Annotated in this window: 21 protein-coding genes; 10 read left to right on the forward strand and 11 right to left on the reverse strand. The window is 61.5% G+C overall.

Features of this window, described 5'->3' with window-relative positions:
- Nucleotides 1-15: 15 nt before the first annotated feature.
- Nucleotides 16-768 carry a putative 4-mercaptohistidine N1-methyltransferase gene (locus MD273_RS13085; protein WP_239038226.1) on the forward strand — a complete coding sequence of 251 codons (753 nt, stop codon included), beginning with the start codon at nt 16-18 and terminating at the stop codon, nt 766-768.
- Between the two features lie 3 nt (nt 769-771).
- Here MD273_RS13085 and MD273_RS13090 read toward each other — a convergent pair whose 3' ends face one another.
- On the reverse strand, nt 772-1,548 hold the full coding sequence (locus MD273_RS13090) for a GntR family transcriptional regulator (RefSeq protein ID WP_239038227.1): 777 nt from the start codon (nt 1,546-1,548) through the stop codon (nt 772-774).
- A gap of 228 nt (nt 1,549-1,776) precedes the next feature.
- Here MD273_RS13090 and MD273_RS13095 point away from each other — a divergent pair, with 228 nt between their 5' ends.
- Genes MD273_RS13095 through MD273_RS13110 form a run of 4 tightly spaced genes read left to right on the forward strand, consistent with a single transcriptional unit; the run spans nt 1,777 to nt 6,463 of the window.
- A complete protein-coding gene (locus MD273_RS13095) occupies nt 1,777-3,465 on the forward strand; it encodes an L-lactate permease (RefSeq protein ID WP_239038228.1) in 1,689 nt (562 codons plus the stop codon).
- Nucleotides 3,466-3,505: 40 nt separating this feature from the next.
- Nucleotides 3,506-4,333 (forward strand): (Fe-S)-binding protein, encoded by an 828-nt coding sequence (locus tag MD273_RS13100; RefSeq protein WP_239038229.1) that lies wholly within the window; start codon nt 3,506-3,508, stop codon nt 4,331-4,333.
- Nucleotides 4,330-5,790 (forward strand): LutB/LldF family L-lactate oxidation iron-sulfur protein, encoded by a 1,461-nt coding sequence (locus MD273_RS13105; protein ID WP_239038230.1) that lies wholly within the window; start codon nt 4,330-4,332, stop codon nt 5,788-5,790. Before MD273_RS13100 ends, MD273_RS13105 begins: the two co-directional genes overlap by 4 nt.
- A gap of 1 nt (nt 5,791) precedes the next feature.
- Nucleotides 5,792-6,463 carry a LutC/YkgG family protein gene (locus MD273_RS13110; protein ID WP_239038231.1) on the forward strand — a complete coding sequence of 224 codons (672 nt, stop codon included), beginning with the start codon at nt 5,792-5,794 and terminating at the stop codon, nt 6,461-6,463.
- Between the two features lie 11 nt (nt 6,464-6,474).
- Here the strand turns inward: MD273_RS13110 and nfsA are convergent, their stop codons facing one another.
- Nucleotides 6,475-7,212 carry an oxygen-insensitive NADPH nitroreductase gene (gene nfsA / locus MD273_RS13115; protein ID WP_239038232.1) on the reverse strand — a complete coding sequence of 246 codons (738 nt, stop codon included), beginning with the start codon at nt 7,210-7,212 and terminating at the stop codon, nt 6,475-6,477.
- A 111-nt stretch (nt 7,213-7,323) separates the two neighbouring features.
- Between nfsA and MD273_RS13120 the strand changes: the two genes are divergently transcribed.
- From MD273_RS13120 to MD273_RS13140, 5 genes are all read left to right on the forward strand, one after another.
- Nucleotides 7,324-8,532: an MFS transporter gene (locus MD273_RS13120; protein WP_239038233.1), complete on the forward strand. Its 1,209-nt coding sequence runs from the start codon at nt 7,324-7,326 to the stop codon at nt 8,530-8,532.
- A gap of 208 nt (nt 8,533-8,740) precedes the next feature.
- Nucleotides 8,741-10,024 carry a cytosine permease gene (codB, locus tag MD273_RS13125; RefSeq protein WP_239038234.1) on the forward strand — a complete coding sequence of 428 codons (1,284 nt, stop codon included), beginning with the start codon at nt 8,741-8,743 and terminating at the stop codon, nt 10,022-10,024.
- Nucleotides 10,025-10,726 carry a PucR family transcriptional regulator gene (locus MD273_RS13130; RefSeq protein ID WP_239038235.1) on the forward strand — a complete coding sequence of 234 codons (702 nt, stop codon included), beginning with the start codon at nt 10,025-10,027 and terminating at the stop codon, nt 10,724-10,726. It abuts the gene before it with no gap.
- 30 nt (nt 10,727-10,756) lie between these two features.
- On the forward strand, nt 10,757-11,986 hold the full coding sequence (gene codA / locus MD273_RS13135) for a cytosine deaminase (RefSeq protein ID WP_239038236.1): 1,230 nt from the start codon (nt 10,757-10,759) through the stop codon (nt 11,984-11,986).
- 76 nt (nt 11,987-12,062) lie between these two features.
- A complete protein-coding gene (locus MD273_RS13140; protein ID WP_239038237.1) occupies nt 12,063-13,028 on the forward strand; it encodes a ketopantoate reductase family protein in 966 nt (321 codons plus the stop codon).
- Here the strand turns inward: MD273_RS13140 and MD273_RS13145 are convergent.
- The 9 genes from MD273_RS13145 to MD273_RS13185 all read right to left on the reverse strand — a co-directional run bounded on the left by MD273_RS13145 (nt 13,013) and on the right by MD273_RS13185 (nt 24,036).
- Nucleotides 13,013-13,255: a hypothetical protein gene (locus MD273_RS13145; RefSeq protein ID WP_239038238.1), complete on the reverse strand. Its 243-nt coding sequence runs from the start codon at nt 13,253-13,255 to the stop codon at nt 13,013-13,015. The genes MD273_RS13140 and MD273_RS13145 overlap by 16 nt on opposite strands.
- A gap of 231 nt (nt 13,256-13,486) precedes the next feature.
- Nucleotides 13,487-14,878 carry a phosphohexomutase domain-containing protein gene (locus MD273_RS13150; RefSeq protein ID WP_239038239.1) on the reverse strand — a complete coding sequence of 464 codons (1,392 nt, stop codon included), beginning with the start codon at nt 14,876-14,878 and terminating at the stop codon, nt 13,487-13,489.
- Nucleotides 14,879-14,938: 60 nt separating this feature from the next.
- Nucleotides 14,939-16,417: a mannose-1-phosphate guanylyltransferase/mannose-6-phosphate isomerase gene (locus MD273_RS13155; protein ID WP_239038240.1), complete on the reverse strand. Its 1,479-nt coding sequence runs from the start codon at nt 16,415-16,417 to the stop codon at nt 14,939-14,941.
- A 78-nt stretch (nt 16,418-16,495) separates the two neighbouring features.
- Nucleotides 16,496-17,689, reverse strand: coding sequence for an alginate lyase family protein (locus MD273_RS13160; protein ID WP_239038241.1), 1,194 nt, complete (start codon nt 17,687-17,689; stop codon nt 16,496-16,498).
- A gap of 33 nt (nt 17,690-17,722) precedes the next feature.
- Nucleotides 17,723-19,192 (reverse strand): alginate O-acetyltransferase AlgX-related protein, encoded by a 1,470-nt coding sequence (locus tag MD273_RS13165; protein ID WP_239038242.1) that lies wholly within the window; start codon nt 19,190-19,192, stop codon nt 17,723-17,725.
- Between the two features lie 26 nt (nt 19,193-19,218).
- On the reverse strand, nt 19,219-19,866 hold the full coding sequence (locus MD273_RS13170; RefSeq protein WP_239038243.1) for an alginate O-acetyltransferase AlgF: 648 nt from the start codon (nt 19,864-19,866) through the stop codon (nt 19,219-19,221).
- Nucleotide 19,867: 1 nt separating this feature from the next.
- The gene (locus MD273_RS13175; protein ID WP_239038244.1) at nt 19,868-21,028 is read right to left on the reverse strand and encodes an alginate O-acetyltransferase; all 1,161 of its coding nucleotides are present in this window, start codon (nt 21,026-21,028) and stop codon (nt 19,868-19,870) included.
- Nucleotides 21,029-21,037: 9 nt separating this feature from the next.
- Nucleotides 21,038-22,456 (reverse strand): MBOAT family O-acyltransferase, encoded by a 1,419-nt coding sequence (locus MD273_RS13180; RefSeq protein ID WP_239038245.1) that lies wholly within the window; start codon nt 22,454-22,456, stop codon nt 21,038-21,040.
- A 2-nt stretch (nt 22,457-22,458) separates the two neighbouring features.
- Nucleotides 22,459-24,036 carry a right-handed parallel beta-helix repeat-containing protein gene (locus MD273_RS13185; protein WP_239038246.1) on the reverse strand — a complete coding sequence of 526 codons (1,578 nt, stop codon included), beginning with the start codon at nt 24,034-24,036 and terminating at the stop codon, nt 22,459-22,461.
- Nucleotides 24,037-24,042 lie beyond the last annotated feature (6 nt).

Here is a 24,042-nt window from a genome sequence, read left to right on the forward strand (position 1 = left end):
AACGAGGATATACATGTGAACGAGCCGAGTGGCTACTACGAGAGTGACACGACCCTGGCGCAGTACCTGGAGTTTCACTTTGGTGAATCCTGGCACGGCGAGCCGAATTTCCCCAAAGAACTGACGCGACTGTGTTTCGAAGCGATGGACGGTCGGGATGCCGGCAAGGCGCTGGACCTGGGTTGCGCCTGTGGTCGGGCGACCTTCGAGTTGGCCACCCGCTTCGACCATGTCGACGGGATCGACTTTTCCGAGCGTTTTGTCCGCGCCGCCTCGGAAATGGCGAAGCACAGGCAGGTACGCTACGCCCGCCCGGAAGAGGGCGAGCTGGTGAGTTACCAGGAGCGGAGTCTGGCGTCCCTCGGACTGGAAGGTACGGCTGGAAAAGTGGGCTTCCATCAGGGTGATGCCTGCGATCTCCAGCCCCGCTTTACCGGTTACGACCTGGTGCTGGCGGCCAACCTGATCGACCGCCTGTATCAGCCGTCCCGGTTCCTGACCACAATTCACGAACGCATCACCGACAACGGCCTGCTGGTCATTGCCTCCCCCTATACCTGGCTTGAGGAATACACGCCCCGGGATGCCTGGGTCGGTGGCTTTCGGAAGGATGGTGAGGACTACACCACTTTTGACGGCCTGCAGGAAATGCTGGCGCCTCATTTCCGGCTGCTGGTCGATCCCCACAGTGTGCCGTTCGTGATCCGTGAGACCCGGAACAAGTTCCAGCACAGTTTTTCCGAGGTGACAGTCTGGGAGAAGCTCTGAGCATCAGCCTCGCGTGAGGCTGTCCCTGCGGATGGCCCGCTCCAGGCGACGGTGGCTTTCGCTGCGCTCGGACAACACCTGTTGCACGTACTGAATATGGGTGCCGGCAATTTCCCTGGCGTCATCCGCCCGCCCTTCCATGATGGCGCTGAACAGCAGCCGATGCTGCTCCTTGAGCCCTTCCCGGGTTTCCGCTTCCCTCGCGTACATGCCGCCGATGTTGGTCACCACGCTGCTCTTGAGCATGTTGAAGAGGGTACGGATGGTGTGCAGCAGAATGACGTTGTGGCTGGCCTCGGCGATGGCCAGGTGAAAGCGGGCATCGGCAGCACCCTCGGCTTCCACATCCCGCCTGGAGTCTGATCCGTAGCAGGCCTGGAGTTCATCGTAGGCGGTTTGCAGATGCTCACGGTCCACTTCCGTCGCCCTCAGCGCAGCGTAATAGGCGCAATCCGCTTCGAGTGTCCGGCGGAACTCCAGCAGGTCGCGCTGGGCCTCGGGCCGGTGTTCCAGCAGTGAGAACAGCGGATCGCTGAAGCTGGAGCCCAGGTTCTCGGTGACAAAATTTCCGCCGCCCTGACGACTGGTAAGCAGGCCTCTGGCTGCCAGTTTTTGTACGGCTTCCCGAAGCGAAGGCCTTGAAACCCCGAACTGCTCGGCCAGTACCCGTTCCGGCGGCAGCCGCTCGCCCGGTTGCAGGGTACCTTCCAGAATCATGGTTTCCAGCTGCTCGACGATCGTGTCGGCCAGTCGCCGTGGCGCAATGTGTCCGATGGCCATGGGGTCTACTACCTGAGGGTTTCGATGGATTTCAGATTGGTCTTACCAAAACAGCATACCTCGATTACCACTTGATTTGACAGCGTTCACCAAAGGCAATTGGACCAATGTCGCAGATGGCCATTTTGACAGCAGTCAGTCCCTTCCCATAACGTAAGCGCCTGGCTCTTGTAAATTGGTAATACCAATTATCCATCCAGATTCCAAAAACAAGACTTGGAGAGTTGTATGTCGTCCGGATTGCTCGCCCTCTTGGCGTTTACGCCCATCCTCCTGGCCGGGATTCTGCTGATCGGCCTGCGCTGGCCGGCCCGTCGTGCCATGCCGCTGGTATTCCTGGTGACGGCCCTGATCGCCTTTACCGGCTGGGACATGAGCTTCAATCGGATCCTGGCCTCCTCTCTACAGGGGCTGGTAATCACCCTTGGGCTGCTGTGGATCATCTTCGGCGCCATCCTGTTGCTGAATACCCTGAAACATTCCGGGGCTATCACCGCCATCCGCGCGGGCTTCACCAATATCAGTCCCGATCGGCGGGTTCAGGCGATCATCATCGTCTGGCTGTTCGGATCGTTTATCGAGGGTGCCTCCGGTTTCGGAACCCCGGCGGCCATCGCCGCGCCCCTGCTTGTAGCCGTTGGTTTCCCGGCCATGGCGGCAGTGATGCTGGGAATGATGGTACAGAGCACTCCGGTATCGTTCGGGGCGGTCGGCACGCCGATCATCGTAGGGGTGACCACCGGCCTGGACCGCAGCAGCATCGGAGAGCGGATGGAGCAGGTGGGGGCCGGCTGGGATCAGTACCTTCAGCTGATTACCTCCGAAGTGGCCATTACCCACGCCATCGTGGGTGTGCTCATGCCGCTGTTCATGGTCATGATGATGACCCGCTTTTTCGGCAGGAACAGAAGCTGGCGGGAAGGTCTCGAGGTGCTGCCGTTTGCCCTGTTTGCCGGTATCGCCTTTGTGGTGCCTTACGCACTGACTGGCGTGATCCTCGGTCCCGAGTTCCCGTCCCTACTGGGCGGCCTGATCGGTCTGGCGATCGTCACCACGGCCGCGCGCAGGGGCTTTCTTTTGCCGAAAACCACCTGGGATTTTGCGCCCCGTGAGCGGTGGCCGTCCGAGTGGTTCGGCCTTATCGAGATGAAACTGGAAGACCTCGCTGCCAAGCCCATGAGCGGCTTCCGAGCCTGGCTGCCGTATGTACTGGTGGGTGTGGTGCTGGTGGTCAGCCGGGTGATCCCGGAGGTCAAGACCGCCTTTACCTCTGTCGGAGTCAGTTTCTCCAACATCCTGGGTGAGGCGGGCATCAACGCCGGCGTGCAGCCGCTGTACCTGCCCGGCGGCATCCTGGTCATGGTCGTACTGGCCACGTTCTTCATTCACCGCATGCAGGTACGGGAGCTGACCGCCGCCGTGAAAGAATCCGGCAGTGTCCTGCTGAGCGCCGGCTTCGTGTTGCTGTTCACGGTGCCCATGGTGCGGATCCTGATCAACTCCGGCGTCAACCTGTCTGACCTGCCGAGCATGCCCATTGCCATGGCGACCTGGGTGGCCGATACCGTGGGCGGCATCTATCCGCTGCTGGCCCCCGCCGTTGGGGCCATGGGCGCGTTCCTGGCCGGTTCCAACACCGTCTCCAACATGATGTTCAGCCAGTTCCAGTTCGGCGTCGCCGAGAGCCTGGGCTTGTCCACTGCCTTGATCGTGGCGGTGCAGGCGGTGGGCGCCGCGGCCGGCAACATGGTGGCGATCCACAACGTGGTGGCCGCGTCTGCCACGGTCGGCCTGCTTGGCCGTGAAGGGCAGACCCTGCGCAAGACCGTCTGGCCAACCCTGTATTACCTGTTGATGACGGGCCTGATTGCACTGATCGCCGCCTACGGGCTGGGCATCGTGGATCCGTTGGTCTGAGTGTAAGCGCACAAGCGCCGTTTCCGTGGAGGAGCCGATCATGAGCGAACTGTTTTACGACGCTGCCCCCAATGCGACCCGGGTTGCTCCGGAACGACCCGGGCCGCGGCAGTACCCCGCCAAACCCCGGGAAGTGATCCTGTTCGGGACCTGTGTGGTGGATCTGTTTTTTCCCGAAGCGGGTCTGGATGCCATTCGCCTGCTTGAGCGCGAGGGCGTCCGGGTGCACTTCCCCGAAGGGCAGAGTTGCTGTGGCCAGCCGGCCTGGACTTCCGGCTATGCGTCGGAGGCTCGCGAGGTGGCCCGGGCGCAGCTGGCGATTCTCGATGCGGGTATGCCGGTGGTGGTGCCCTCGGGTTCCTGTGCCGGCATGTTCCGCCAGCATTACCGGGAACTGTTCGCCGACGAGCCGGATACCCTGGCCCGGGTGGAGGTCCTGGCCGAGCACACGTTCGAACTGACCGAGTTCCTGCTCAACGTCTGCCGGGTCGACTGGCAGGACCTGGGTGAACCCACCCGGATTGCCCTGCACACCTCCTGTTCCGCCCGCCGTGAGATGAACACCCATCTCCACGCCCGGGAACTGTTGGGTAAGCTGGCAAAGGTGGAGCGGGTCGAGCATGACCACGAGAGCGAGTGCTGTGGCTTCGGCGGCACCTTCTCGGTGCGCATGCCGGAAGTGTCCGGCGCCATGGTGAAGGACAAGACGCAATCCCTGATGACCTCCGGCGCGGACGAGATGGTCACCGCTGATGGCGGCTGCCTGATGAACATCAATGGTTCCCTGGACAAACAGCAGCAGGCCTTCCGGGGCCGCCACCTGGCCAGTTTCCTGTGGGAACGCGTTAGCGGGGAGGGCAAGGCATGAGCCAGCGCATACCTGTTACCGAACTGACCGGTGGTTTCCGGGACCGGGCGGAAGTCGCCCTCGCGGACGGCCAGCTGCGGACCAACTTCCGCACTGCCATGGACTCGCTGATGAAAAAACGGGCCGATGCCTTCCCCGATGAGGACGAGCGCGAGGGCCTGCGGGAGCTGGGTAACCGGATCAAGGCGCGGGCTCTGTCCCGGCTGCCGGACCTGCTTGAGCAGCTGGAAACGAAGCTGACCGAAAACGGCGTGAAAGTGCACTGGGCCGAAACCACCGAACAGGCAAACGAGATCGTCCATGGCATCATCCGGGCCCGTCAGGGCTCGCAGGTGGTGAAGGGCAAGTCCATGGTCAGCGAGGAAATGGAGATGAACGACTACCTCGCCGAGCGCGGGGTAGAGTGCCTGGAATCCGACATGGGCGAGTACATTGTTCAGCTCGACGGTGAGAAACCCTCCCATATCATCATGCCGGCCATCCACAAGAACCGTCGCCAGGTGTCGAAGCTCTTCCACGACAAGCTGGGCGTGGAGGAAACCGACGACGTCAACGAACTGATCCAGGTCGGCCGCCGGACCCTGCGCCGCAAGTTCATGGAGGCGGACGTCGGAGTGTCCGGTGTGAACTTTGCCATTGCCGAGACCGGGACGTTGTTGCTGGTGGAGAATGAGGGCAACGGCCGGATGAGTACTACGGCACCTCCGGTCCACGTCGCCGTGACCGGTATCGAGAAGGTGGTGGAGAACCTGCGGGACGTGGTGCCGCTGCTGTCGCTGCTGACCCGTTCTGCCCTGGGGCAACCGATCACCACCTATGTGAACATGATCTCCGGCCCGCGCAAGGCCGATGAGCTGGACGGCCCGGAGGAAGTACACCTGGTGCTGCTGGACAACGGCCGCAGCGGTGCCTTCGCCGATGCCCAGATGCGTCAGACCCTCAACTGCATTCGATGCGGCGCCTGTATGAACCATTGCCCGGTGTATACGCGGGTGGGTGGCCATACCTACGGTGAGGTCTATCCGGGGCCCATCGGCAAGATCGTGACGCCGCACATGGTCGGGCTGCACCAGGTACCGGATCATCCCAGCGCCTCCTCCCTGTGCGGCGCCTGCGGTGACGTGTGCCCGGTGAAGATCCCGATTCCGGAGCTGCTCCAGCGCCTGCGCCAGGAGAATGTGAAAAGTCCGGCCGAAGGGCCGAAGGTAAAAGACGGTGGCGCCAAGTATTCCCGGAAGGAGCGTCTGATCTGGCGTTTCTGGCAGACGCTCAACAGCAGTCCTGTGCTCTACCGCCTGTTCCTTTGGGGCGCCACCCGGTTCCGCAAACTGACACCGAAACACGTTGGCCCCTGGACCGAGAATCACACCGCGCCGGTCCCGGCGAAACGTTCCCTGCACGACCTGGCCCGGGAGCACCTGGCCCGGGAGCACCTGGCCCGCAACGGAGGGCAGTAACATGAGCGCCCGCAGCAATATCCTGAACAAGCTTCGCACCGGCCTGGCCGGCTCCATCCCACGGCCGGACGACTTCGACGAACGTCTGGTGACCGAACCCTGGCAGTACGCGCCGGAGGACCGGATCACACGGCTGCGCAACCTCATGGAAGCGGTGCACACCGAGATTCATCAGGTCCACAGTGACAACTGGCCGGACAAGGTGGCCGCGATCCTGGCCGAGCGTAACCTATCCAACCTGCTGCATGCCCCGGCAACGGCCCATGGCCAGAAACTCGCGGAATACTGGCCGAAATCAGGCTCGTCCGCGCAACTGTTGGCCTATGACCGGCCGGTGGAGGAATGGAAGGAGGAGCTGTTCTGGCAAGTGGATGCGAGCCTGACCGGGACCGTTGGCGCCATTGCCGCCACCGGCTCGCTGGTCCTGTGGCCGGACCGGCACGAGCCGAGGCTGATGAGCCTCCTGCCGCCGCTGCATATTGCCCTGCTCAAGGCCAGCGAGATCGAGGACAACCTCTACGCCATGATGCAGCGTCAGAACTGGTCGGCGGGCTTGCCCACCAATCTCCTTCTGGTGTCCGGCCCGTCCAAGACCGCGGACATCGAGCAGGTCCTGGCCTACGGTGCCCACGGTCCGAAGGAACTGGTGGTCCTCATCCTTGAGGACGCCTGAGGTCGTCGGGGTTACTTGACGCCGAACCCGCGCTTGTTGAGGAATTCCTTCATGTGCGGGCGCAGCTTGGTGGTGAACAGCGGTTTCAGCTCCTTCGACCAGCTGGAATCCTTGTTGCCACCGGTGCGGTCCAGGTAATACTGGTGCATGGTGTCGTCGAACGCGGCGACCTGCTCCTCATCCTTGCTGTCATCGTAATAATCTTCCTTGAGGATGGTCTCCAGCGGCAGCCGGGGCTTAACTTCCGGATCCTGATCCGGATAGCCAAGGCTCATGCCGAACACCGGGTAGACGTGCTCCGGCAATTTCAGGATCTCGGCCACCCGGGCCGGGTCATTCCGGATTCCGCCCACGTAACACAGCCCCAGCCCCTCGGATTCGGCGGCAACCGCCACGTTCTGGGCCATCAGGGCAGCATCGACACTGGCCACCACCAGCTGCTCGGTCATGCCCCGGACCACGTCGGCGCCGGCCCGTTCTGCGGCTTCGGTGGAGCGTTTCATGTCGGCGCAAAATACCAGGAAATCCGAGGCTTCCACCACATGGGCCTGGCCACCGGCCAGTTCGGAAATCTTGCGGCGGTTCTCCGGATTGACCACGTGGATGATCGAATAAGCCTGTACGTGGTTCGATGTGGCGGCACACTGACCGGCGCTGACCAGCTCTTCCAGCAGCTCACGGGGGATCTTCTGGTCCTTGAACTTTCGGATGGAGCGGTGGGATTTCAGGAGTTCAATCGTCGGATTCATGGGGTCTCTCTGATACATGGCTTTCAGGTAGCATACGAAACAGTTCACAATAATCCGTTCCATGGCCGTAAGGCAAACGACTGAACATTCCTTTCCCTGGAGACTACGCTCTTGTCTGCTGACGAGACCAAACGAAATTTCGTGGCCGTCTGCGTATCGCTGACGTTCTGCTTCGTCGTCTACTCGATGCTGCTGGTGACGGTCCCGGTCTACAGTCTGGAGCTGGGCGCGAGCCCGCTGATGCTGGGGGTGGTGCTGAGTTCCCAGTACCTGCTCCCGTTTCTGCTGGCTATTCCGCTGGGCGGCGTGGTCACCCGGTATGGCGGGCGGGTGACCCTGGTCGCGGGGGCGCTGGTCATGGTGGTGGGCCTGGTGCTGATGCAGGCATTACCGGGCTTTTACGGCCTGATTGCCGGCCAGTTGCTGGTCGGCCTGGCCCACCTGCAGATGGTGCTCTCGGCGCAGACCGTGATCTCGTCACTGGCAACGGGGCCCAGGCTGGAAGGCTATTTCGGATGGTATGCAACCTGGCTGTCCGGCGGCCAGGTGCTCGGGCCCCTGCTGGCCGGGGGCTGGATCGAGTTGGCGGGCGGCGTTGGCAGGCTTTTCCTGGTGATGGCCGCCATCGCCCTGGCCGGTGGCGTCACCGGCCTGCTGCTTACCGGCGAAGCCAACCGGGGCGAACGGGTGGCCCGGTCACAAACCGGATTCCGGGCGCAGGCCCGGCTGATGCGGGCGAATACCGGCGTGCAGATTTCCGTACTGATCACAATTGCCGGAATGTTCGCACTGGGTGTCTATGGCAGCTACCTGCCGGTGTATCTCGACAGCCTCGAAATGAGCGCCGCGGTAATCGGGGTGCTGGTCAGCATTCGGGCAGGCGTGTCCATGCTTGCGCGCCCGTTCATCCCGAGGATTATTGCTTGGGTGGGCGGCCGCGAAAACGCGACCTATCTGTCCCTCGGTACGCTTGCGGTTGGCCTGGGCTGCCTGGGATTTGCCGGGAATGCGCCCCTCGTGGCGTTGTTGTCGGTTCTGGTGGGAGTGGGGTCCGGTCTGTGCCAGCCCCTGTCGATGGTGGTGCTGGCGGAAAGTGTCGAAAAAGCCCAGCGGGCCGGAGCGCTCGGTATGCGGCTGATGGCCAACCGGGCGATCCACTTCCTGGCCCCGTTGCTGTTCGGTGCGATCCTGGCCGTTGGTGGTTTTGGTGTGTCGTTTGCGCTGTCGGGGATTGTGGTGGCGGTGGTTGCCGGGGCTCTATATCGTTTTGGGTTCTCAACTCCGGGGGCATCGGCAAGGCAGGAATTGAGGCGTAGGTGATCGTGGGCTGCACTGAAACGAAAACTGGCCGGCTTTATTGCACCAAAACAAGGCGAAAAGGTCTCATCAGAGGTCTCTTCGCCTTTTTTTTTGTGCAGAGTGCACAGGCAGGGTCCTTATTTCCTTAGCGCGTGGCTGAATTAAACGCCATGTGGCATAGACGTTGCCATGTCTTCTGGTGAGTTTTCACCACAGAGAGACAATGGCAATGACTTCACAAGTATCTCCCCAGGAACAGGACTATCCCCTTAGCCCGGTTCCCATGGATCAGCGTCGCAGCATCTGGTCCATGGGTCTGGTTCTCCTTGGCTTCACGTTCTTCACGGCCACCATGTGGGCCGGTGGCAGTATCGGTGTCGCCTTCGATTTTTCCACCATGTTGCTGGTGCTGGCCGTCGGTAATCTCCTGCTGGGCACCTACGCGGCGATACTCGGCTACATCGCCGCCAAGACCGGCCTGAACACGGCGCTGATGAGCCGCTTCACCTTTGGCGAGCTGGGCAGCAAGCTGTCCGACTTCATTCTCGGGTTTACCCAGATCGGCTGGTACGCCTGGGGCACGGCCACCATGGCCATCCTGCTGGTCAAGCTGACCGGCCTGCCGGAAAGCTGGACCACCCCCCTGATGGTGGTGTTCGGATTTGGCTTCTGTATCACCGCCTTCATTGGCTACAAGGGGCTGGAAATGCTGTCCCGCTTTGCGGTACCGGCCATGATCATTCTGGTGGCGGTCAGCATGACCATTGCCACCTCCGATGCCGGAGGTCTCACCGGGCTGCTGGCCATTACCCCGGCCGATGACATGACGGTGGCGGCCGCGATTACGCTGGTGTTTGGCACTTTCGTCAGTGGCGGCACCCAGGCCACCAACTGGACCCGCTTTGCCAGGTCCGGCAAGACTGCCGTGATTGCCACCCTGGCTGCCTTTTTCCTCGGTAACGGTCTGATGACCCTGATCGGCGCCTTCGGCGCGCTGGTCTACCAGCAGGCAGACATCGTCGACATCATGGTAGCCCAGGGCCTGGCCACGCTCGGCATCCTCATGCTGTTCCTGAATCTCTGGACCACGCAGGATAATACCGTATACAACTTCGCGGTCGCCGGCTGCAACATGTTGCGTACCCGTCGACGCAAGTCGGTGACCATTGGTGGTGCCGCCATCGGTACCGCACTGGCTGTCATGGGTATGTACGAGTGGCTGATCCCGTTCCTGGTCCTGCTGGGAACCTTCATTCCGCCCATCGGTGGCGTCATCATGGCCAGCTACTTTATCGGCTACAAGCGTCAGTACCCGGCCCTTGAGGAAGCGACCCTGCCGGCGTTTAACGTGCCGGGGCTGGCGGCCTATGCCATCGGCTCTGCGGCGGCCTATACCTCACCCTGGATTGCTCCGATTGTCGGGGTACTGGTTGCGGCGGCGAGCTATGGGCTGGTGCTGCTGGTCAGCGACGCGGTGCGCGAGCGCCGGGCCCAGGTCCTGGGAGTCGCGTAAATGGCCCTGCAATGCCGCGACATTCCGCAACTTCCCGGCCTCGGAGCGATTCAGCTCCGGGGCGGAAGTTCCGGCGCGGACAACTCGGTGCGCTGGCCTTACCTGGCGGAGAACCGTTCTTTCCGGCAGTGGGTAAGGGGCGGCGAGCTGGTGTTTGTCACCGGGATCAGTCGCCATCGTAGCCCGGCGAACCTGGCCGAGTGTCTCTATGAAGGCAAGGACTGCCGCATCTCGGGGCTGGTTGTGCTGACCGGCGATGCCTACATCGGCCAGTTGCCCTCTATGTTGAGCCGACTGGCGGATGAGCTTGCCATACCGTTGTTCGAGCAGCCGTATTCGCTGCCGCTGGTGGATGTGACGGAGACCATCGGCAGGGCCATTCTGACCGAGGAACAGGTACAACCGCCCGAGGGTGACGGTCTGGCCGATGCCCTGGTGGGCCGCCTCGGCAGTCATCAGCTGGACAAACTCATCGGGCAGTACCTGCCCGGGATGCAGGACCGTCTTGCCGGGAGTGCGGATCTCCTCGAAGCCTGGCTGGCCGAGCGGGGCAATCAATGTGCCATGGCCGAGGCGCTTGGCTGCCACAGAAACACCATCCGGAACCGGATGAACCGGTTGGCGGAGGACATGCCTCCGCAGACCGACCCTGATGAAACCTTCAAGACCCTGGTGCTGGCTCACCTTCTGTCAAAGCGATGATCCGGGCCAGAGTGAGAATGTGGAGATGTTATGAGTGAAAACCTGAATGCCATTGTCAACGCCCGGCTGCAGGGCCGTGAGGGACTGTTTCAACTGACCATCGTCGATGGCCGGTTCCGCAGCATCCAGGCCCAGTCCGCACCCGCCGATGCCGGTGAGAATCAGCTGGACGCCGGCGGTAATCTGGTCACGTCACCGTTCGTGGAGCCGCACATCCACCTGGACGCGGCCATGACCGCCGGCGAGCCACGCTGGAACCAGAGCGGAACCCTGTTTGAGGGTATTGAATGCTGGTCCGAGCGCAAAGCCAGCCTGACCCGCGACGACGTGATCGGCCGGGCCGAGCAGACGCTGAAACTGTTTGCCGATCATGGTATTCAGCATGTCCGCACCCATGTGGATGTGACCGACCCCAAGCTGACAGGCCTTAAGGCCATGCTTGAAGTGCGCGAGCGCATGGCTGAAACGGTGGATCTCCAGATCGTGGCTTTCCCGCAGGAGGGCCTCTGGTCGTTCCCCCAGGGCCGGGAATTGATGGAGGAGGCCGTGCGTCTGGGAGCCGATGTGGTTGGTGGCATTCCCCATTTCGAATTCACCCGGGATTACGGTGTGGAATCGGTGCGTTGGCTGGTGGAGCTGGCCCACAAGCACGACCGCCTGGTCGACGTGCATTGTGACGAGATCGACGATCCCGAATCCCGCTTCCTGGAGGTTCTGGCTGCCGAAGCCCTCAGGCTCGATTATGGCTCCCGGGTCACTGCCAGCCATACCTGTGCCATGGGTTCCTATAACGACCACTACTGCAGCCGGCTGTTCCGGTTGTTGAAGAAATCCGGCCTGCGTTTCCTGTCGATGCCCACAGAGAGTCTGCACCTGCAGGGGCGATTTGACGGTTACCCAAAACGGCGTGGCCTGACCCGGGTGCCAGAATTGCTGGACGCGGGCCTGAAAGTAGCCTTCGGTCAGGACTCCATCCGGGATCCCTGGTACCCGCTGGGGAACGGCAACATGTTGCGCACCCTGGACGTCGGCCTGCACGCCTGCCACATGCTTGGCATGGGCTGGATCGATCGGTCGCTGGAACTCATTACGGACAACGGCGCCGCAGCCCTGGATTTGAAGGAGTACGGCATCGAGGAAGGGTTGCCGGCACGCTGCGTGGTTCTTCAGGGGCGGTCCCCCTATGAGGTGTTGCTGGGGCAACTTCCGGTTATGGCCTCGGTTCGGGATGGCCGGGTGATTGTCAGCCGTCAGGGGTAACGGCCATTCTCACATCCGCTATTTCCAGGGATTGTCATGGTAAAGTGTTGGCTTTCTTGCGGCAGGAAATTACACCATGACCCTCAAAGTGTTGATGATCGGTGCCGGCGGGATCGGCGCCTATTATGCGGCCCGGCTCGCCAAGGCAGGCCATGACGTTGTGCTCACGGCCCGGGGCGATCACCTGACGGCCCTGCAAAATGCGGGGCTTCAGGTAGATTATGAGGGCGAGAGGCTCGACTGCCAGTTACCGTCGGTCGACCACCCAACACTGGTGCAGAATTATCAGCCGGATGACTTTGATCTGGTTGCGGTTGCCTTGAAATCGACCGCGACCGGACCGGTGATGGAGGAGCTAGGCGACTGGCTGCGGGCCGGATCCGTGCCGGTGCTTTCACTGCAAAACGGTGTGGACAACGAACCAATGATTGCCGATGTGGTCGGGGAAAACCGGGTGCTGGGTGGTCTGGCTGTGCGCATCGGGGGGCATATCGTCGAGCCCGGAAAGGTGTTTGCCGAGGGAGTTGCCCAGATTGTTATGGGAGCCTGGCCGCAGGCAGGCGCGCCGGATGATACCCGGTTGCCGCTGCTTGATCGGCTTGAGGGTGCCTTCAACGAAGCAGGGATACCGACCACCGTCACCGACGACATCCGCTACGAGCTCTGGCGCAAGCTGGTCATCAACAACGGCGTCAATCCGCTATCCGCGTTAACGGGGCTCGACACCCGCAGCCTGACCCACCACCCGGAATTCGGCAAGATCGTCTACGGCATGATGTCGGAGACGGTGGAGGCTTCAAAGGCAGATGGGGCAAACCTTGGTCAGAAGGATCTGGACGAGATGTTCGACCTGATCAGCAACTTCAATGCGATCAAGACTTCCATGCTGGTGGACAAGGAAAAGGGCAGGCCGCTTGAGTTGGACAGCATCGCCGGGGCGGTGCTCCGGCGATGCGAACGTCTGGATGTTTCTGCACCCTACACCCAAACAGTGAATGCTTTACTGCAATTTCAGGAAAGCCGCGGTCACTCGGTCCCGTAACGGTCCTCGGACCAGTCCATCAGGCTGCGTTTCTGCAGCTGGGTAAGCAGGCTGTTGATGCCCGCCAGCATCAGGAACACGAAAATGCCGAAAGGCACCAGGGCGTGAATCTCGGGGTTTGGCGCCGCGGTGGCGGGCACCAGGATCAGGCCGATGCCGTTACGCAGCAGCCGGATACCGAGAATGCTGTAATGAAATCCCGGCTGCAGAGTGTTGGCCGGGCCCACCAGTGTGCGTCCCAGCACAGGTAACAGGTGTACGGTGTTAAATAGAAGAACAACAAAGATAAGTGTCTGGGCTACTTGTAAAAATGTCATGGTACTGAGCGGAAAAGTAAGGATTTCGGGACACAAAACGGTCGGGGATTATCGCCGATTGGCGTTTTTTTATCCAGTGCGTGGCGGCTCTGGTGGGGGAAGGTAACCTGGCCCCGCTGGCGAGGGCCAGGTTACCCGGATTCAGATGGCGACGCTGATCTGGGCGTCCTTCCGCGTCTGGCCATCGAGTTCTTCGATGTCATCGAGCAGGGAACGGGTAAAGGATTTCATCAGTTCGATATCACCCCGGCTCTCCACGTTCAGCCGGATCACGGGTTCGGTGTTGGACATGCGCAGATTGAAGCGCCAACGCTGGAATTCCATGCTCAGGCCATCGGTGTGCGTTACCGACAGGGCCTCTTCCAGATAGCGGCGCTCGATGGCCTGCAGGATGCTCTCCGGGTCTTTTACCGTGCGGTTGATCTCCCCGCTGGCGGGGAAGGCCTCGATGCGGGCATCGATCAGTGACGACAATGACACCCCTGACTGACAGAGTCGTTCGGCCACCAGCAACCACGGGATCATGCCACTGTCGCAGTAGGCGAAGTCCCGGAAATAATGGTGGGCACTCATTTCGCCACCGTAGATCGCGTCCTCTTCCCGCATCCGCTGTTTGATGAACGCATGACCGGTCTTGCTTTCGATGGGCTCTCCACCCGCTTTTTCAACGAGTTCGCGGGTATTCCAGGTCAGGCGCGGGTCATGGATCACCTTACCGCTGCCGGTCTTGCCCAGGAACTGGTCTGCCAGCAGGCCGACGATGTAATAGCCCTCGATGAACCGGCCCTTCTCATCAAAGAAAAAGCAGCGATCAAAATCACCGTCCCAGGCGATGCCCATGGCTGCATTGCTGGCAGTGACGGCCATGGAGGTGGGTGTCCGGTTTTCCGGGAGCAGCGGGTTCGGAACGCCGTTGGGAAAGTTACCATCGGGTGCATGGTGAACACGATGGAACTGGAAGGGCAGATGCGGTTCGAGAGCATCGATGACCTCTCCAGCGCCGCCATTGCCGGGGTTCACAACGATGTTCAGCGGCGTCAGGGTATCCCTGTCGATGTAGCCGAGAAGGTGTTCGATGTAGGGTTTCATGGCGTCGATGTGGAAAAGCTCCCCCATTTGGCGGGCGGCCTTGCCCAGGGGTTCCCGGCAGCCTTCCCGGATGGCCAGTAGTCCGTTGGTGGAGCTGATCGGGCGGGCATCCGGGCCGACCATCTTCATGCCATTGTAGTCTTTAGGGTTATGGCTTGCGGTCACCATGATGCCGCCATCCATGCCAAAATGACTGGTCGCGAAATACACCTGCTCGGTCCCACACTGGCCAATGTCGAACACATTGGCGCCTGCAGCCATGAGTCCCTGGCTCAGCGCGGCGGCAATCTCCGGGCTGGACAGCCGAATGTCATAGCCGACGATCACTTTGCGGGCACCGGTGACTTCCACATAGGACCGACCGATGCGCTCGGCCAGTTCGGGATTGAGTTGCTCCGGTACTTTCCCCCGGATGTCATAGGCTTTAAAGCATTCGAAATCCATGATCAGTCTCCTCTGAAATTCTGGGAATAACGCCCGCCACCAGGGGAGCGGGCGTTGGCATCAGGCCCGGTCCATCATCACCGGGATTGCTTCTTCTTCCGGTTCGCTTTGGTCCGGCTCCGCCTCCTCCGGCGTCCGCCCGTACTGGTCATCGAGGCGCTCAATATCGTCTTCGCCCAGATAGGCGCCGGACTGGACCTCGATCAGTTCCAGGGGAATCTTGCCGGGATTGAACAGGCGATGGACCGAACCGATGGGTATGTAGGTGGACTCGTTCTCCGAGAGCAGGAAGGTTTCCTCGTCCCGGGTCACTTCCGCGGTGCCGCGAACGATGATCCAGTGTTCGGCCCGGTGGTGGTGCTTCTGCAGGGAGAGCTTTTCGCCGGGTTTGACAGTGATCCGTTTGACCTGGAACCGGTTACCGTTGTCGATACTGTCGTAGCTGCCCCAGGGCCGGAACACCTCGCGGTGAACTTCGGTTTCCGATCTTGCCTCGGACTTGAGCTCATTGACGACGTGTTTGACGTCCTGAACGCGATCACGGCGGGCGACCATCAGGGCGTCCTTGGTGTCCACGACAACCAGATCCTCCACGCCGACCATGGCCACCAGTTTATCGGGGGCATGGACCAGGCAACCGGAGGTCTCCCTCAGACAGGCGTCGCTGTAGACGGCGTTGCGCTGGTCATCCTTGTTGCTGATGTCCCAGATAGAGGACCAGGCCCCCACGTCGCTCCAGCCCGCATCCAGCGGCACCAGGGTGGCGCGGGTGGTCTTTTCCATCACCGCGTAGTCGATGGAATCCTCGGGGCAGTGCGCGAAGATTTCGGCGGGAATCCGCTTGAAGCCCATGTCCTGCTCCAGGGATTTTGCGGCCAGCAGGACAGTGTCGTAGATATCGCGGCTGTGCTTTTTCAGCTCCGCCAGATAGACGTCGGCACGGAACATGAACATGCCGCTGTTCCAGTAGTAACCGCCCTCCTCAAGCAGAGCCCGGGCGGTCGCCGAATCCGGCTTTTCAATGAACTTGCGAACCGGGCGCGGCTCGTTGGGCGCCAGTTCGGGGTTGCCGGCCGCGACGTAGCCATAGCCGGTCTCCGGGCGGTCCGGCGTGATGCCGAACAGCACAAGATTACCGTCCCTGGCCGCCTTCATGCCTTCGGTTATCGCCTTGTGGAAAGGCTCGGACTGGTCAATGGCATGGTCGGCCGGCAGGACCAGCATGATGGCTTTCGGATCGTTCCTGGCCACTTCGATGGCGGCAAGTGCCACGGCAGGCGCGGTATTGCGTCCGAAAGGCTCCAACAGGATGGAATGCGCGGTTTTGCCGATGGCGCTGAGCTGTTCCTGAACCAGGAAACGGTGGTCCTCGTTGGCAACAATCACGGGAGCCTCAACCTCCGTTTCCGGCAGGCGGGCCAGGGTCTGCTGGAACATGCTTTGTTCGTCCAGCAGGGGAAGAAACTGCTTGGGGTAGGCCCGGCGTGACAGTGGCCAAAGCCGGGAGCCTGTGCCACCTGAGAGTATCACTGGAATCATAGTCCTGCTCCTTTCCTCGCTTCTTGAATGCCCGGAGTCAGGCCCGGGCTGATTTCTGACCTGGGCGGGTGCCATTGGTCAGCCGTTGGTTGTCTGTCCGTCGATGCGGAGATCGAACGGGGGGTAAGGGTCGGTTCCGTCTGGCCAGAGCGGCTCGACACCGTACAGAAACTCGATATCGCCCCCGAGACGGGTGCTTTTCATCGGGCCGTATTCGTCCAGGAAGGACGCCATGCCCGACAGCCCCCCCCAGGTTTCCGTCCAGGGCCTCAGCCACGCCAGCCCCCAGCCGGTGTAGAGCCCTTTGGTGATCTGCTCGTGCCCGTTGATCTCGGCAATGAGACTGGGGTCCTCCAGACCGTCCACGACGTTCTGGGCCAGCTTGAAGAATTGCTCCCGGTTTTCCCCGTAGGCCGGGGTGTCGTTTACCTCGGCGAATACCGCCAGGAGGGTCAGTGGCTGCATGGCGTAGTTCAGGTACTCCAGGGCGCGGTCCTCCCGGCTCAACTCTTTCGGGAGATAGCCGTCGGCGGTGATCTGGCCCATCGCCTCGTCGAACTTGGCAAGTGACCAGGACCAGTCCCCGCAATTATTGGTCGCCACGGATGCGGACATGACTGCCCAGGCGGCCCAGTAGTCATGGTTGTTGACTTTGCGGGGCTCCCGATCGGTGTAGTACCCGCGCACGCCATCAACGACCCGGGAGAACCAGTCTTCGATACGCGCCATCCGGTCCTGGTCCAGGGCGGTTTCGCCGGAGGACAGTTTCACCCGAAGGTAGGCGTTGGCCGATGCGGCCAGAGCCCATTTGCGTACCGCCTGACCAACGTGGTTGATGTTCTCTGGCAGCAGGGCGTCCGCATTTGCCCACTCCTCCAGGTTGGCCAGCACGCAGTCCCGTGCCGCAGGGCCATCGCCGTCCACCTGATAGTCATCGGCGGCGGCAATCAGCTCTTTTTCGAAAGTACGGATCTTTTCCGACGCAGCCAGATACTCCTGGTAGGCGGCCTCGTTCAGTTCATTGCGGGCGCTGTCGCTGCCCTCGTACTTGCTGGTGAAATCCATGTCGCCGGTGTGTGGCGGTACCATCTCGCAGTTGTAGCTACCGCTGTCCCGGGGCTCGGGGATCTGGTAGTAGCCGAGAGGTGCCCTGAGTCCTTCGGTCGGGCACTCCGCGGCATTGAGGACGGGGGTGCCGATCAGGCCCAGCACCGTTGCTGGTATCAAGGCGCGCCAGGCTCTGGGTAGTTGTCTCGGATCTTCCGTGCTCATAACGCAACACTCCTGTCACTGTGGGTGTACTGTTTAAATGTCCTGACGGCGGCAGACCTTGGCGGTGACCGTCAGGTCCTCGGTGACCTGTTCGGGCTCGAGCTTCAGGTCGAGAGACATGAACAGCTCGTCGTTCCAGCTCTCGCCGGTGGGCAACTCGAACATGAAACGTCCCGTGGTCTCGACCCGGGAACCGTACTCCAGGTCGATCCGGTCCTTGCGACCGAACACGAACCAGATGAAAGCATCGACTTCCTTGACTTTCGGATCGCTGAACTGGAGTTCAATGAGGTATTCATCGCTCGGCAGTTCCAGGAATTCACCGCCGCCGTTGAACAGCACTTCCGTGGTTCCGGCGGAGACTCTGGCGGTGTTCTGCAACACCGGCTTACTGCCGTTGCAGCCATCGGTCACCATGGGAACCACCTGGCGGTAGAACTCCACGCTGTCGACCGTGTGGTAGGCCGGCAATTCCCAGATCAGGATCTTTGGTGGCGATTGCCGGAAGTTGTCGGACATCAGGTACTCGAATATGGAGCCGTCGTAGCTGCCTCCGGCAACCGCGACGTTCAGGATTTCAACGCCGAGGTATTCCTGCAGGTAACCGGCAAAGTTGTAGTCCTGGGCGCCCTTGCTGTTACTGGTGCCCACCAGGGTGATGGGTGGCAGCGTGTCATCGCCGAACAGGGCGCTGGCCTCGGACGATTCCAGAGTGCCGGCGGCCTGGGTCCGGAACTCGTCCACATACTGGGTCGGCCAGGTCTGGCCACAGATCCTGCGTGCGGCATCCTGAAGGGAGCCGTTCTTGCGGATCAGGCCGGTACGGCGCGTCTCGAAGCTCTGTTTGGACAAAGATTCGTAGGCCGGCATCTGCTTGATCCGCTCGGCTACCAGTTTCGCCGTGCGCCTGGCACCGTAGGGTGTCCAATGGTGGTCGCGCTTGAAGTAGTAGGCCTGCTCACGGTCCTTTTCCCGGAGCAGCGGGCTGAGGTCGGGAACGACCAGGCCTGCGGACCGGAAACGCTCCAGTGCGCCGACGTAGTTGGTCCGCGCATAGGGCCAGGAGAAAGACACCGGCATATACTCGGGGAGCTTGTCCGGATGGACCAGGCCCTTGGTGGGCTGGAACACCATGACCAGCTCCGTGCCGGTGGTCTGTTTCAGGTGACGGGCCAGCCGTCTCAGATGGACGAGCCCTTCCGGGCTCGGACCGAATTGCTCGGGCAGCTCGGCATCCGACCGGAACAGCCAGCCGTCCTTGCCATCGACCAGAACATTGAAGTTCTTCAGGTAGCTGGTGTCGTAGGACTCAAGCCGGGAAGCTGCCGGACAGAGGTCGAGCTCTGCGTCGACCTCGTACTCCGGGAACTCTGCCGCCGACGCGTCCGGCAGGCCGAGCGCAATCCCGGCCAGTACCGTCGCCAAGAAGCACCCCGGCCAGGAGGCAAGGCGGAGAGCACGCTTGCTGATGCGGTGCATGAATACCGTCTCCACTTGTTTCACGGAATATCTCTTTGCCCTGTCACGGCTCAAATCGAGGTGTCCACCTTGTTTTCGCTGACAATCAGCCGCGGTGAGCCTTCGACCTCAAGGATGAAGAAGCTGAAGACCTTGCCGCGCTGCAGATTGACCGGTGGTGTGGTGGCCACGGCCTGGCCATCCTCGAAGGCGCCGAGAGAAACCTTGACCGCATTGATTTCGCGGTTCGACACATCCATGGAGTCCACCCCCTGGATGACTTCCACCTTGCCGTCGGCGGTCTTGAGCGAAATCGGCGAGTCTGGGGTCAGGTTGTAAAAAGAAATCAGTGCCTTGCGCGGGTTATTGAACTCCTCGTCCTCGAGGATCATGACCTCGCCGGAGTCCATGACCACGGCCGTGTAGAACTGGTTCTTTGTCATGGTTACCTGGGCGGAGCGGCCTGCGACCGACAGCTTGTACCCGCCTTCCGGCAAGTAGATGTAGGGGCTTGCCTGCAAGGGCTCGATGTCTTTGAGGGACTTCCCGCCAATGGAGGCCTCGGGCACCGTACCCTTGACGTCCGCGTTGACGACCCGGATGAAGGCAGCGCCGTCCGGCGCTTCGGCCGCATACAGGGCATCTTCACCGGCCTGGGCAGCCAGGGGAGTGAGCAGAAAAACCAGCAGCAGACTCAGGGCTTTGAATAATGGATGCATGTCAGTGCTCCTCAGGGGTTGATTGATTACGGTGGTTAGTTGCAGCAGCCAGTTGATGACTGGTGTTTCCGAACCAGGCCAGTGCCTGCTCGGAGGCGATCGGCTGGGCCAGGTAACGCTCCGGGAATTCCCAGAGCACCAGGCTCGGCCGGTTTGACCGGAATTCCTCGGACTGGAGGTATTCCGTCATGGGTTCGAAGGGACCTTGCCCCTCCTCGGCCACGTTGATCAGGTCCTTCCCCAGATAGCGGCGCAGCGCACCGGGGAAGTCCCACAGGGGATTGGCGCTGTAGCTGGTGCCGACCAGCACCAGGTCGGTCTGCTGATCGGAGAACAGGAGGTCATTGGCACTTTCTCCATTCTTGGCCTTCACGGTCTCGCGCTCGTTGAAACGGTCGGGACGCGGCGCCAGCTGCTCGAACAACGGATCCAGCGGCAGGTAGTTGAGCAGATCGCCTTCATGGGTGCGCTGCTCGCCCAGCGTGGTGACGAACGTCTGTTCGCCCCATGACTGCTCCTCCCGGGTGTGTCGGACGAAGCCCGAGGCATGCCGCGCGAAGACCTCGGCGCCCTCGGGCGACCAATGGGTGTCGGTCCGCAGGAACACCTGTGTGCCCCGTTCCCGGGCCTGCTCGAGATCGTCCAGCAGATTCGGCGCGGCGATGCCCTCGGACTCCAGGCGTTCCAGGAACCGGGGATACAGCGCCTGCATCTCGGGGGCAGGGCGGTGATCACCCAGCTTCTCGGCATACACGCGGGCCTTACTGGGAACCACCAGAACCACCAGGGGAATGTTTTGGGCGCGCAGGAACCGGCTGACCTCTGCCACGCGCTCGAGATTGGTGTCGATCAGCTCCGGGTTGTCGGTGGCCGGGAACAGCTCCTCATCGGTGAACAGCCAGTTCTCGCGTCCGATGGTCACGCCGGGACGCCCCTCGTCGAACACGAGGTAATTGATGGCCGCCCAGATATTGGTCCCGAGGTCGCGGACAGGAAAGCTGTCGTCGTAGTGGCTTTCCAGATCCCGCGCCAGCTCGCCGTTGATCGGGTCGAGCTTTTCGGCTCCCCCGTAGTTGGCGAGCGAGCGCAGTGACAGTCCGCCCAGAGTCAGGACGGTGACGATGAAAAGTCCGGCGGTCAGTTTTTTTGAAGTCCTGGTCATGGCATCACCTCAGAACTGGAAGTAGAGGAACGGTGAGAAACTTTCCGCAGAGAGCTTGAGCACCGCCATCAGGAACACGGGCAACAGCAGCGTTGGCAGGACCACCCGCAACGGCGTGCTGCGCACCCCGTTGAGGCTCCAGGAGAAGCGGTCCCTCATGCCCATGACCACGACGATCAGGTAGGCCAGGGCCAGGATTGCCACGTTCAGACCACGGATGTCCTTCAGATAGACGCTGCTCAGCTCAAAGCCGGAGAAACTGAACATGGCGCCGTAGAACTCGAAAGCCGATCCGATGGTCGAGGCCCGGAAGGTCACCCAGCCGATCATCACGAACAGGAAGGTCATGAGCCAGCGGCTGACCCGGAAGCTGCGGGGAGCACCGGATACGCCCAGGGCCCGCTCAATCGCCAGCAGACCACCGTGCCATGCGCCCCAGAGCAGAAAGGTCCAGTTGGCGCCGTGCCAGAGACCACCGAGCAGCATGGTCAGCAGCAGGTTGCGATAGGTACTGAACACGCCACCCCGGTTGCCTCCGAGCGGGATGTACAGGTAATCGCGCAGCCAGCTGGACAGACTGATGTGCCAGCGCCGCCAGAACTCGGTGATGCTCTGGCTGATGTAGGGCTGATTGAAGTTCTCGATAAAGCGGAAGCCCATCATCAGGCCCAGCCCGATGGCCATGTCCGAGTAGCCGGAAAAGTCGAAGTAGAGCTGCGCGGTGTAGGCCAGGATGCCCAGCCAGGCGTCAGCCGTGCTCGGGTCCGAGAGTGCGAAGGCACTGTCCGCCAACGGGGCGATCGAATCGGCGATGAACACCTTCTTGATGAAGCCCTGCATGAAGCGGATGGCGCCTTCGCCGAACTTCTCCAGGGTGTGGGTGCGGTACGCGAACTGGTCCGCCAGATCCTTGTAGCGCAGGACCGGTCCGGCGATCAGTTGCGGGAACAATGCGATGAACGCGGCGAAGTCGACAAAGCGCCGGGTCGGCTCGGTATCCCCCCGGTACACATCCACCACATAGGAAATGGCCTGGAAGATATAGAAGGAGATGCCGATGGGCAGAATGATATGTGCCAGTTCCAGCGGCTGATAGCCGAGGGACACGAACAGGCTGTTCAGGCTGTCCACGCCGAAGTTGGCGTACTTGAAGTAGCCCAGGGTGGCCAGATCGCCCGCGATGCCCACGGCCACCCACTTCCGCGCCCGGGCCGTGCCGATGCCACTGTGGTGGATGCCGAGGCCAATCACATAGTTCCACAGCGTGACCGCAACGAACAGCAGCAGGAAATCCACCCGCCACCAGGCGTAGAAGGCGTAGCTGCCCAGCAGGATGACCCAGGACCGGTGCCGGAACGGCGTCAGGTAATAGAGCCCCAGGAATGCGGGCAGGAACAGGAACAGAAAGATATTGGATGAAAATACCATGGTCAGCCTCCGGCGTTACCGTTGTTGGAAACGGGATTCGGCGTCAGCCGCACGGCATGGCGCCCGTTCAGGAGGGCATCGAAAATCTCGGTCTGGTAGGTGCCCAGCAGACCCTCGAAGTGAATGCCGACGTCGGAGCGCGGAAAGCGCATGTTGATGTCGTAGATTTCCAGATATTGCGGATTGTCCGTCGCCAGGGGTCCGCTGGCGTTGGACGCCAGGTTGCCGCCGACGATGGTCATCGACACCGCCTGGTGGTAATAGTCTTCCTTGAAGTTGCGGTCGGTGGCGCTCAGATCCTTGATCTGGCCGAGTATGCCGTAGGTGCCGTTGAGGGCAGCGACGTTATGGTAGACCCGGACATTCGTGCTGTTGCGCACGCGGATGCCATTGCGCAGGTTGTTCATCAACCGGTTGCCCCACAGCAGGTTGTCCGGTGACTCGTACAGGCCGATGCCATCCCCCTGGTTGTCATGGACCAGGTTCTTGGCAACCACGTTACGGCGGCTCTGCCGGTCCAGCACAATGCCCGACAAACCGTTCTCGTAGCTGTGGTTGTTGATGATCCAGCTGTCGTTCACCTCGCGGGAGATAATGATGCCGTGCTTCTCCCGGGTCCCGTACACTTCGTTCCCGGCGATCAGCAGATGGCTGGAGTAGTCGTGCGGGTCGATGCCATAGACGATGTTGTCGTGGTAGAGATTGTTGACGATGGCGACGTTCTCCGCCTCGTAGCAGTAGAAGCCGTAATAGATGTCCGAGAACGTGGATTCGATCAGCCAGCCTTCGGGTGCGGACCGTTGCAGACGCTTGTTGTCGTATTCCGAGTACTGGGCGACCGTGAAGCCATAGGACTTACTCTGGTTGTATCCCAGGTGCTTGAACGTGGAGCCGAGCACAAAGGTCTCGCTGCCACCCCAGCCCACGAAAAACGGCCGGAACTGGGATTTCTTGACGAACGTGGCCGGCCCGTTGGCCTTTTCCCGCCAGCCGGTAATCGTGCTGTCGATGACGAACAGCCAGCCGTCGTTGGCCATGAAGGCGCCCCGTTCCTCGGACAGCCTCAGAGTCTCCTCACGGATCACCAACGTTGCCTCCGGCTGAACCACCAGCGGCAGGCGTATGGTGTAGGAGCCATCGTCGTTGCGTTCCATGTAACGACGGTTGCCGACCTGCTCGTAGACGTCGTCGAGCGTTGCCCGGCCGGCATCCACCAGAATCGCCTTCGGGTGGGAGTACTGACGGATTACCCACTCCCGTGCCCGGCCCTGATCGACAAAGTCGCCCAGGGCCGGGATGTCACCTATGCGTTGGACGGATACCTGTGGCGCACCGTCCGGCCGTTCTGCCAGCTGCTGCTCCACCGCGTCGCGGTTGTATTGCGATACGTCCGGCAGCTCCGGGAGCTCGCTGGCCACTTCGTCGCCCGGTACCACCTGGAGCCGGTAGTCATCCAGTTCATACTGGGTGGCGGACTCCGAAGGCGCCAGCTGTGTCTCCATATTTGCTGCAGCTGCCACCGGTGCCAGAAGGACACAGGTATACAGAGGCAGCATGCGCAACAGTTGATGGTGTTTCATGGGCGT

This window comes from Marinobacter sp. C7, assembly GCF_022343555.1.
Classification (GTDB): domain Bacteria; phylum Pseudomonadota; class Gammaproteobacteria; order Pseudomonadales; family Oleiphilaceae; genus Marinobacter.

Coding starts and splice junctions, on each gene's coding strand:
- MD273_RS13090 (WP_239038227.1), bottom strand. CDS start 1,548: ATGGCCATCGGACACATTGCGCCACGGCGACTGGCCGACACGATCGTC.
- MD273_RS13095 (WP_239038228.1), top strand. CDS start 1,777: ATGTCGTCCGGATTGCTCGCCCTCTTGGCGTTTACGCCCATCCTCCTG.
- MD273_RS13100 (WP_239038229.1), top strand. CDS start 3,506: ATGAGCGAACTGTTTTACGACGCTGCCCCCAATGCGACCCGGGTTGCT.
- MD273_RS13105 (WP_239038230.1), top strand. CDS start 4,330: ATGAGCCAGCGCATACCTGTTACCGAACTGACCGGTGGTTTCCGGGAC.
- MD273_RS13110 (WP_239038231.1), top strand. CDS start 5,792: ATGAGCGCCCGCAGCAATATCCTGAACAAGCTTCGCACCGGCCTGGCC.
- nfsA (WP_239038232.1), bottom strand. CDS start 7,212: ATGAATCCGACGATTGAACTCCTGAAATCCCACCGCTCCATCCGAAAG.
- codB (WP_239038234.1), top strand. CDS start 8,741: ATGACTTCACAAGTATCTCCCCAGGAACAGGACTATCCCCTTAGCCCG.
- MD273_RS13130 (WP_239038235.1), top strand. CDS start 10,025: ATGGCCCTGCAATGCCGCGACATTCCGCAACTTCCCGGCCTCGGAGCG.
- codA (WP_239038236.1), top strand. CDS start 10,757: ATGAGTGAAAACCTGAATGCCATTGTCAACGCCCGGCTGCAGGGCCGT.
- MD273_RS13140 (WP_239038237.1), top strand. CDS start 12,063: ATGACCCTCAAAGTGTTGATGATCGGTGCCGGCGGGATCGGCGCCTAT.
- MD273_RS13150 (WP_239038239.1), bottom strand. CDS start 14,878: ATGGATTTCGAATGCTTTAAAGCCTATGACATCCGGGGGAAAGTACCG.
- MD273_RS13155 (WP_239038240.1), bottom strand. CDS start 16,417: ATGATTCCAGTGATACTCTCAGGTGGCACAGGCTCCCGGCTTTGGCCA.
- MD273_RS13160 (WP_239038241.1), bottom strand. CDS start 17,689: ATGAGCACGGAAGATCCGAGACAACTACCCAGAGCCTGGCGCGCCTTG.
- MD273_RS13170 (WP_239038243.1), bottom strand. CDS start 19,866: ATGCATCCATTATTCAAAGCCCTGAGTCTGCTGCTGGTTTTTCTGCTC.
- MD273_RS13175 (WP_239038244.1), bottom strand. CDS start 21,028: ATGACCAGGACTTCAAAAAAACTGACCGCCGGACTTTTCATCGTCACC.
- MD273_RS13180 (WP_239038245.1), bottom strand. CDS start 22,456: ATGGTATTTTCATCCAATATCTTTCTGTTCCTGTTCCTGCCCGCATTC.
- MD273_RS13185 (WP_239038246.1), bottom strand. CDS start 24,036: ATGAAACACCATCAACTGTTGCGCATGCTGCCTCTGTATACCTGTGTC.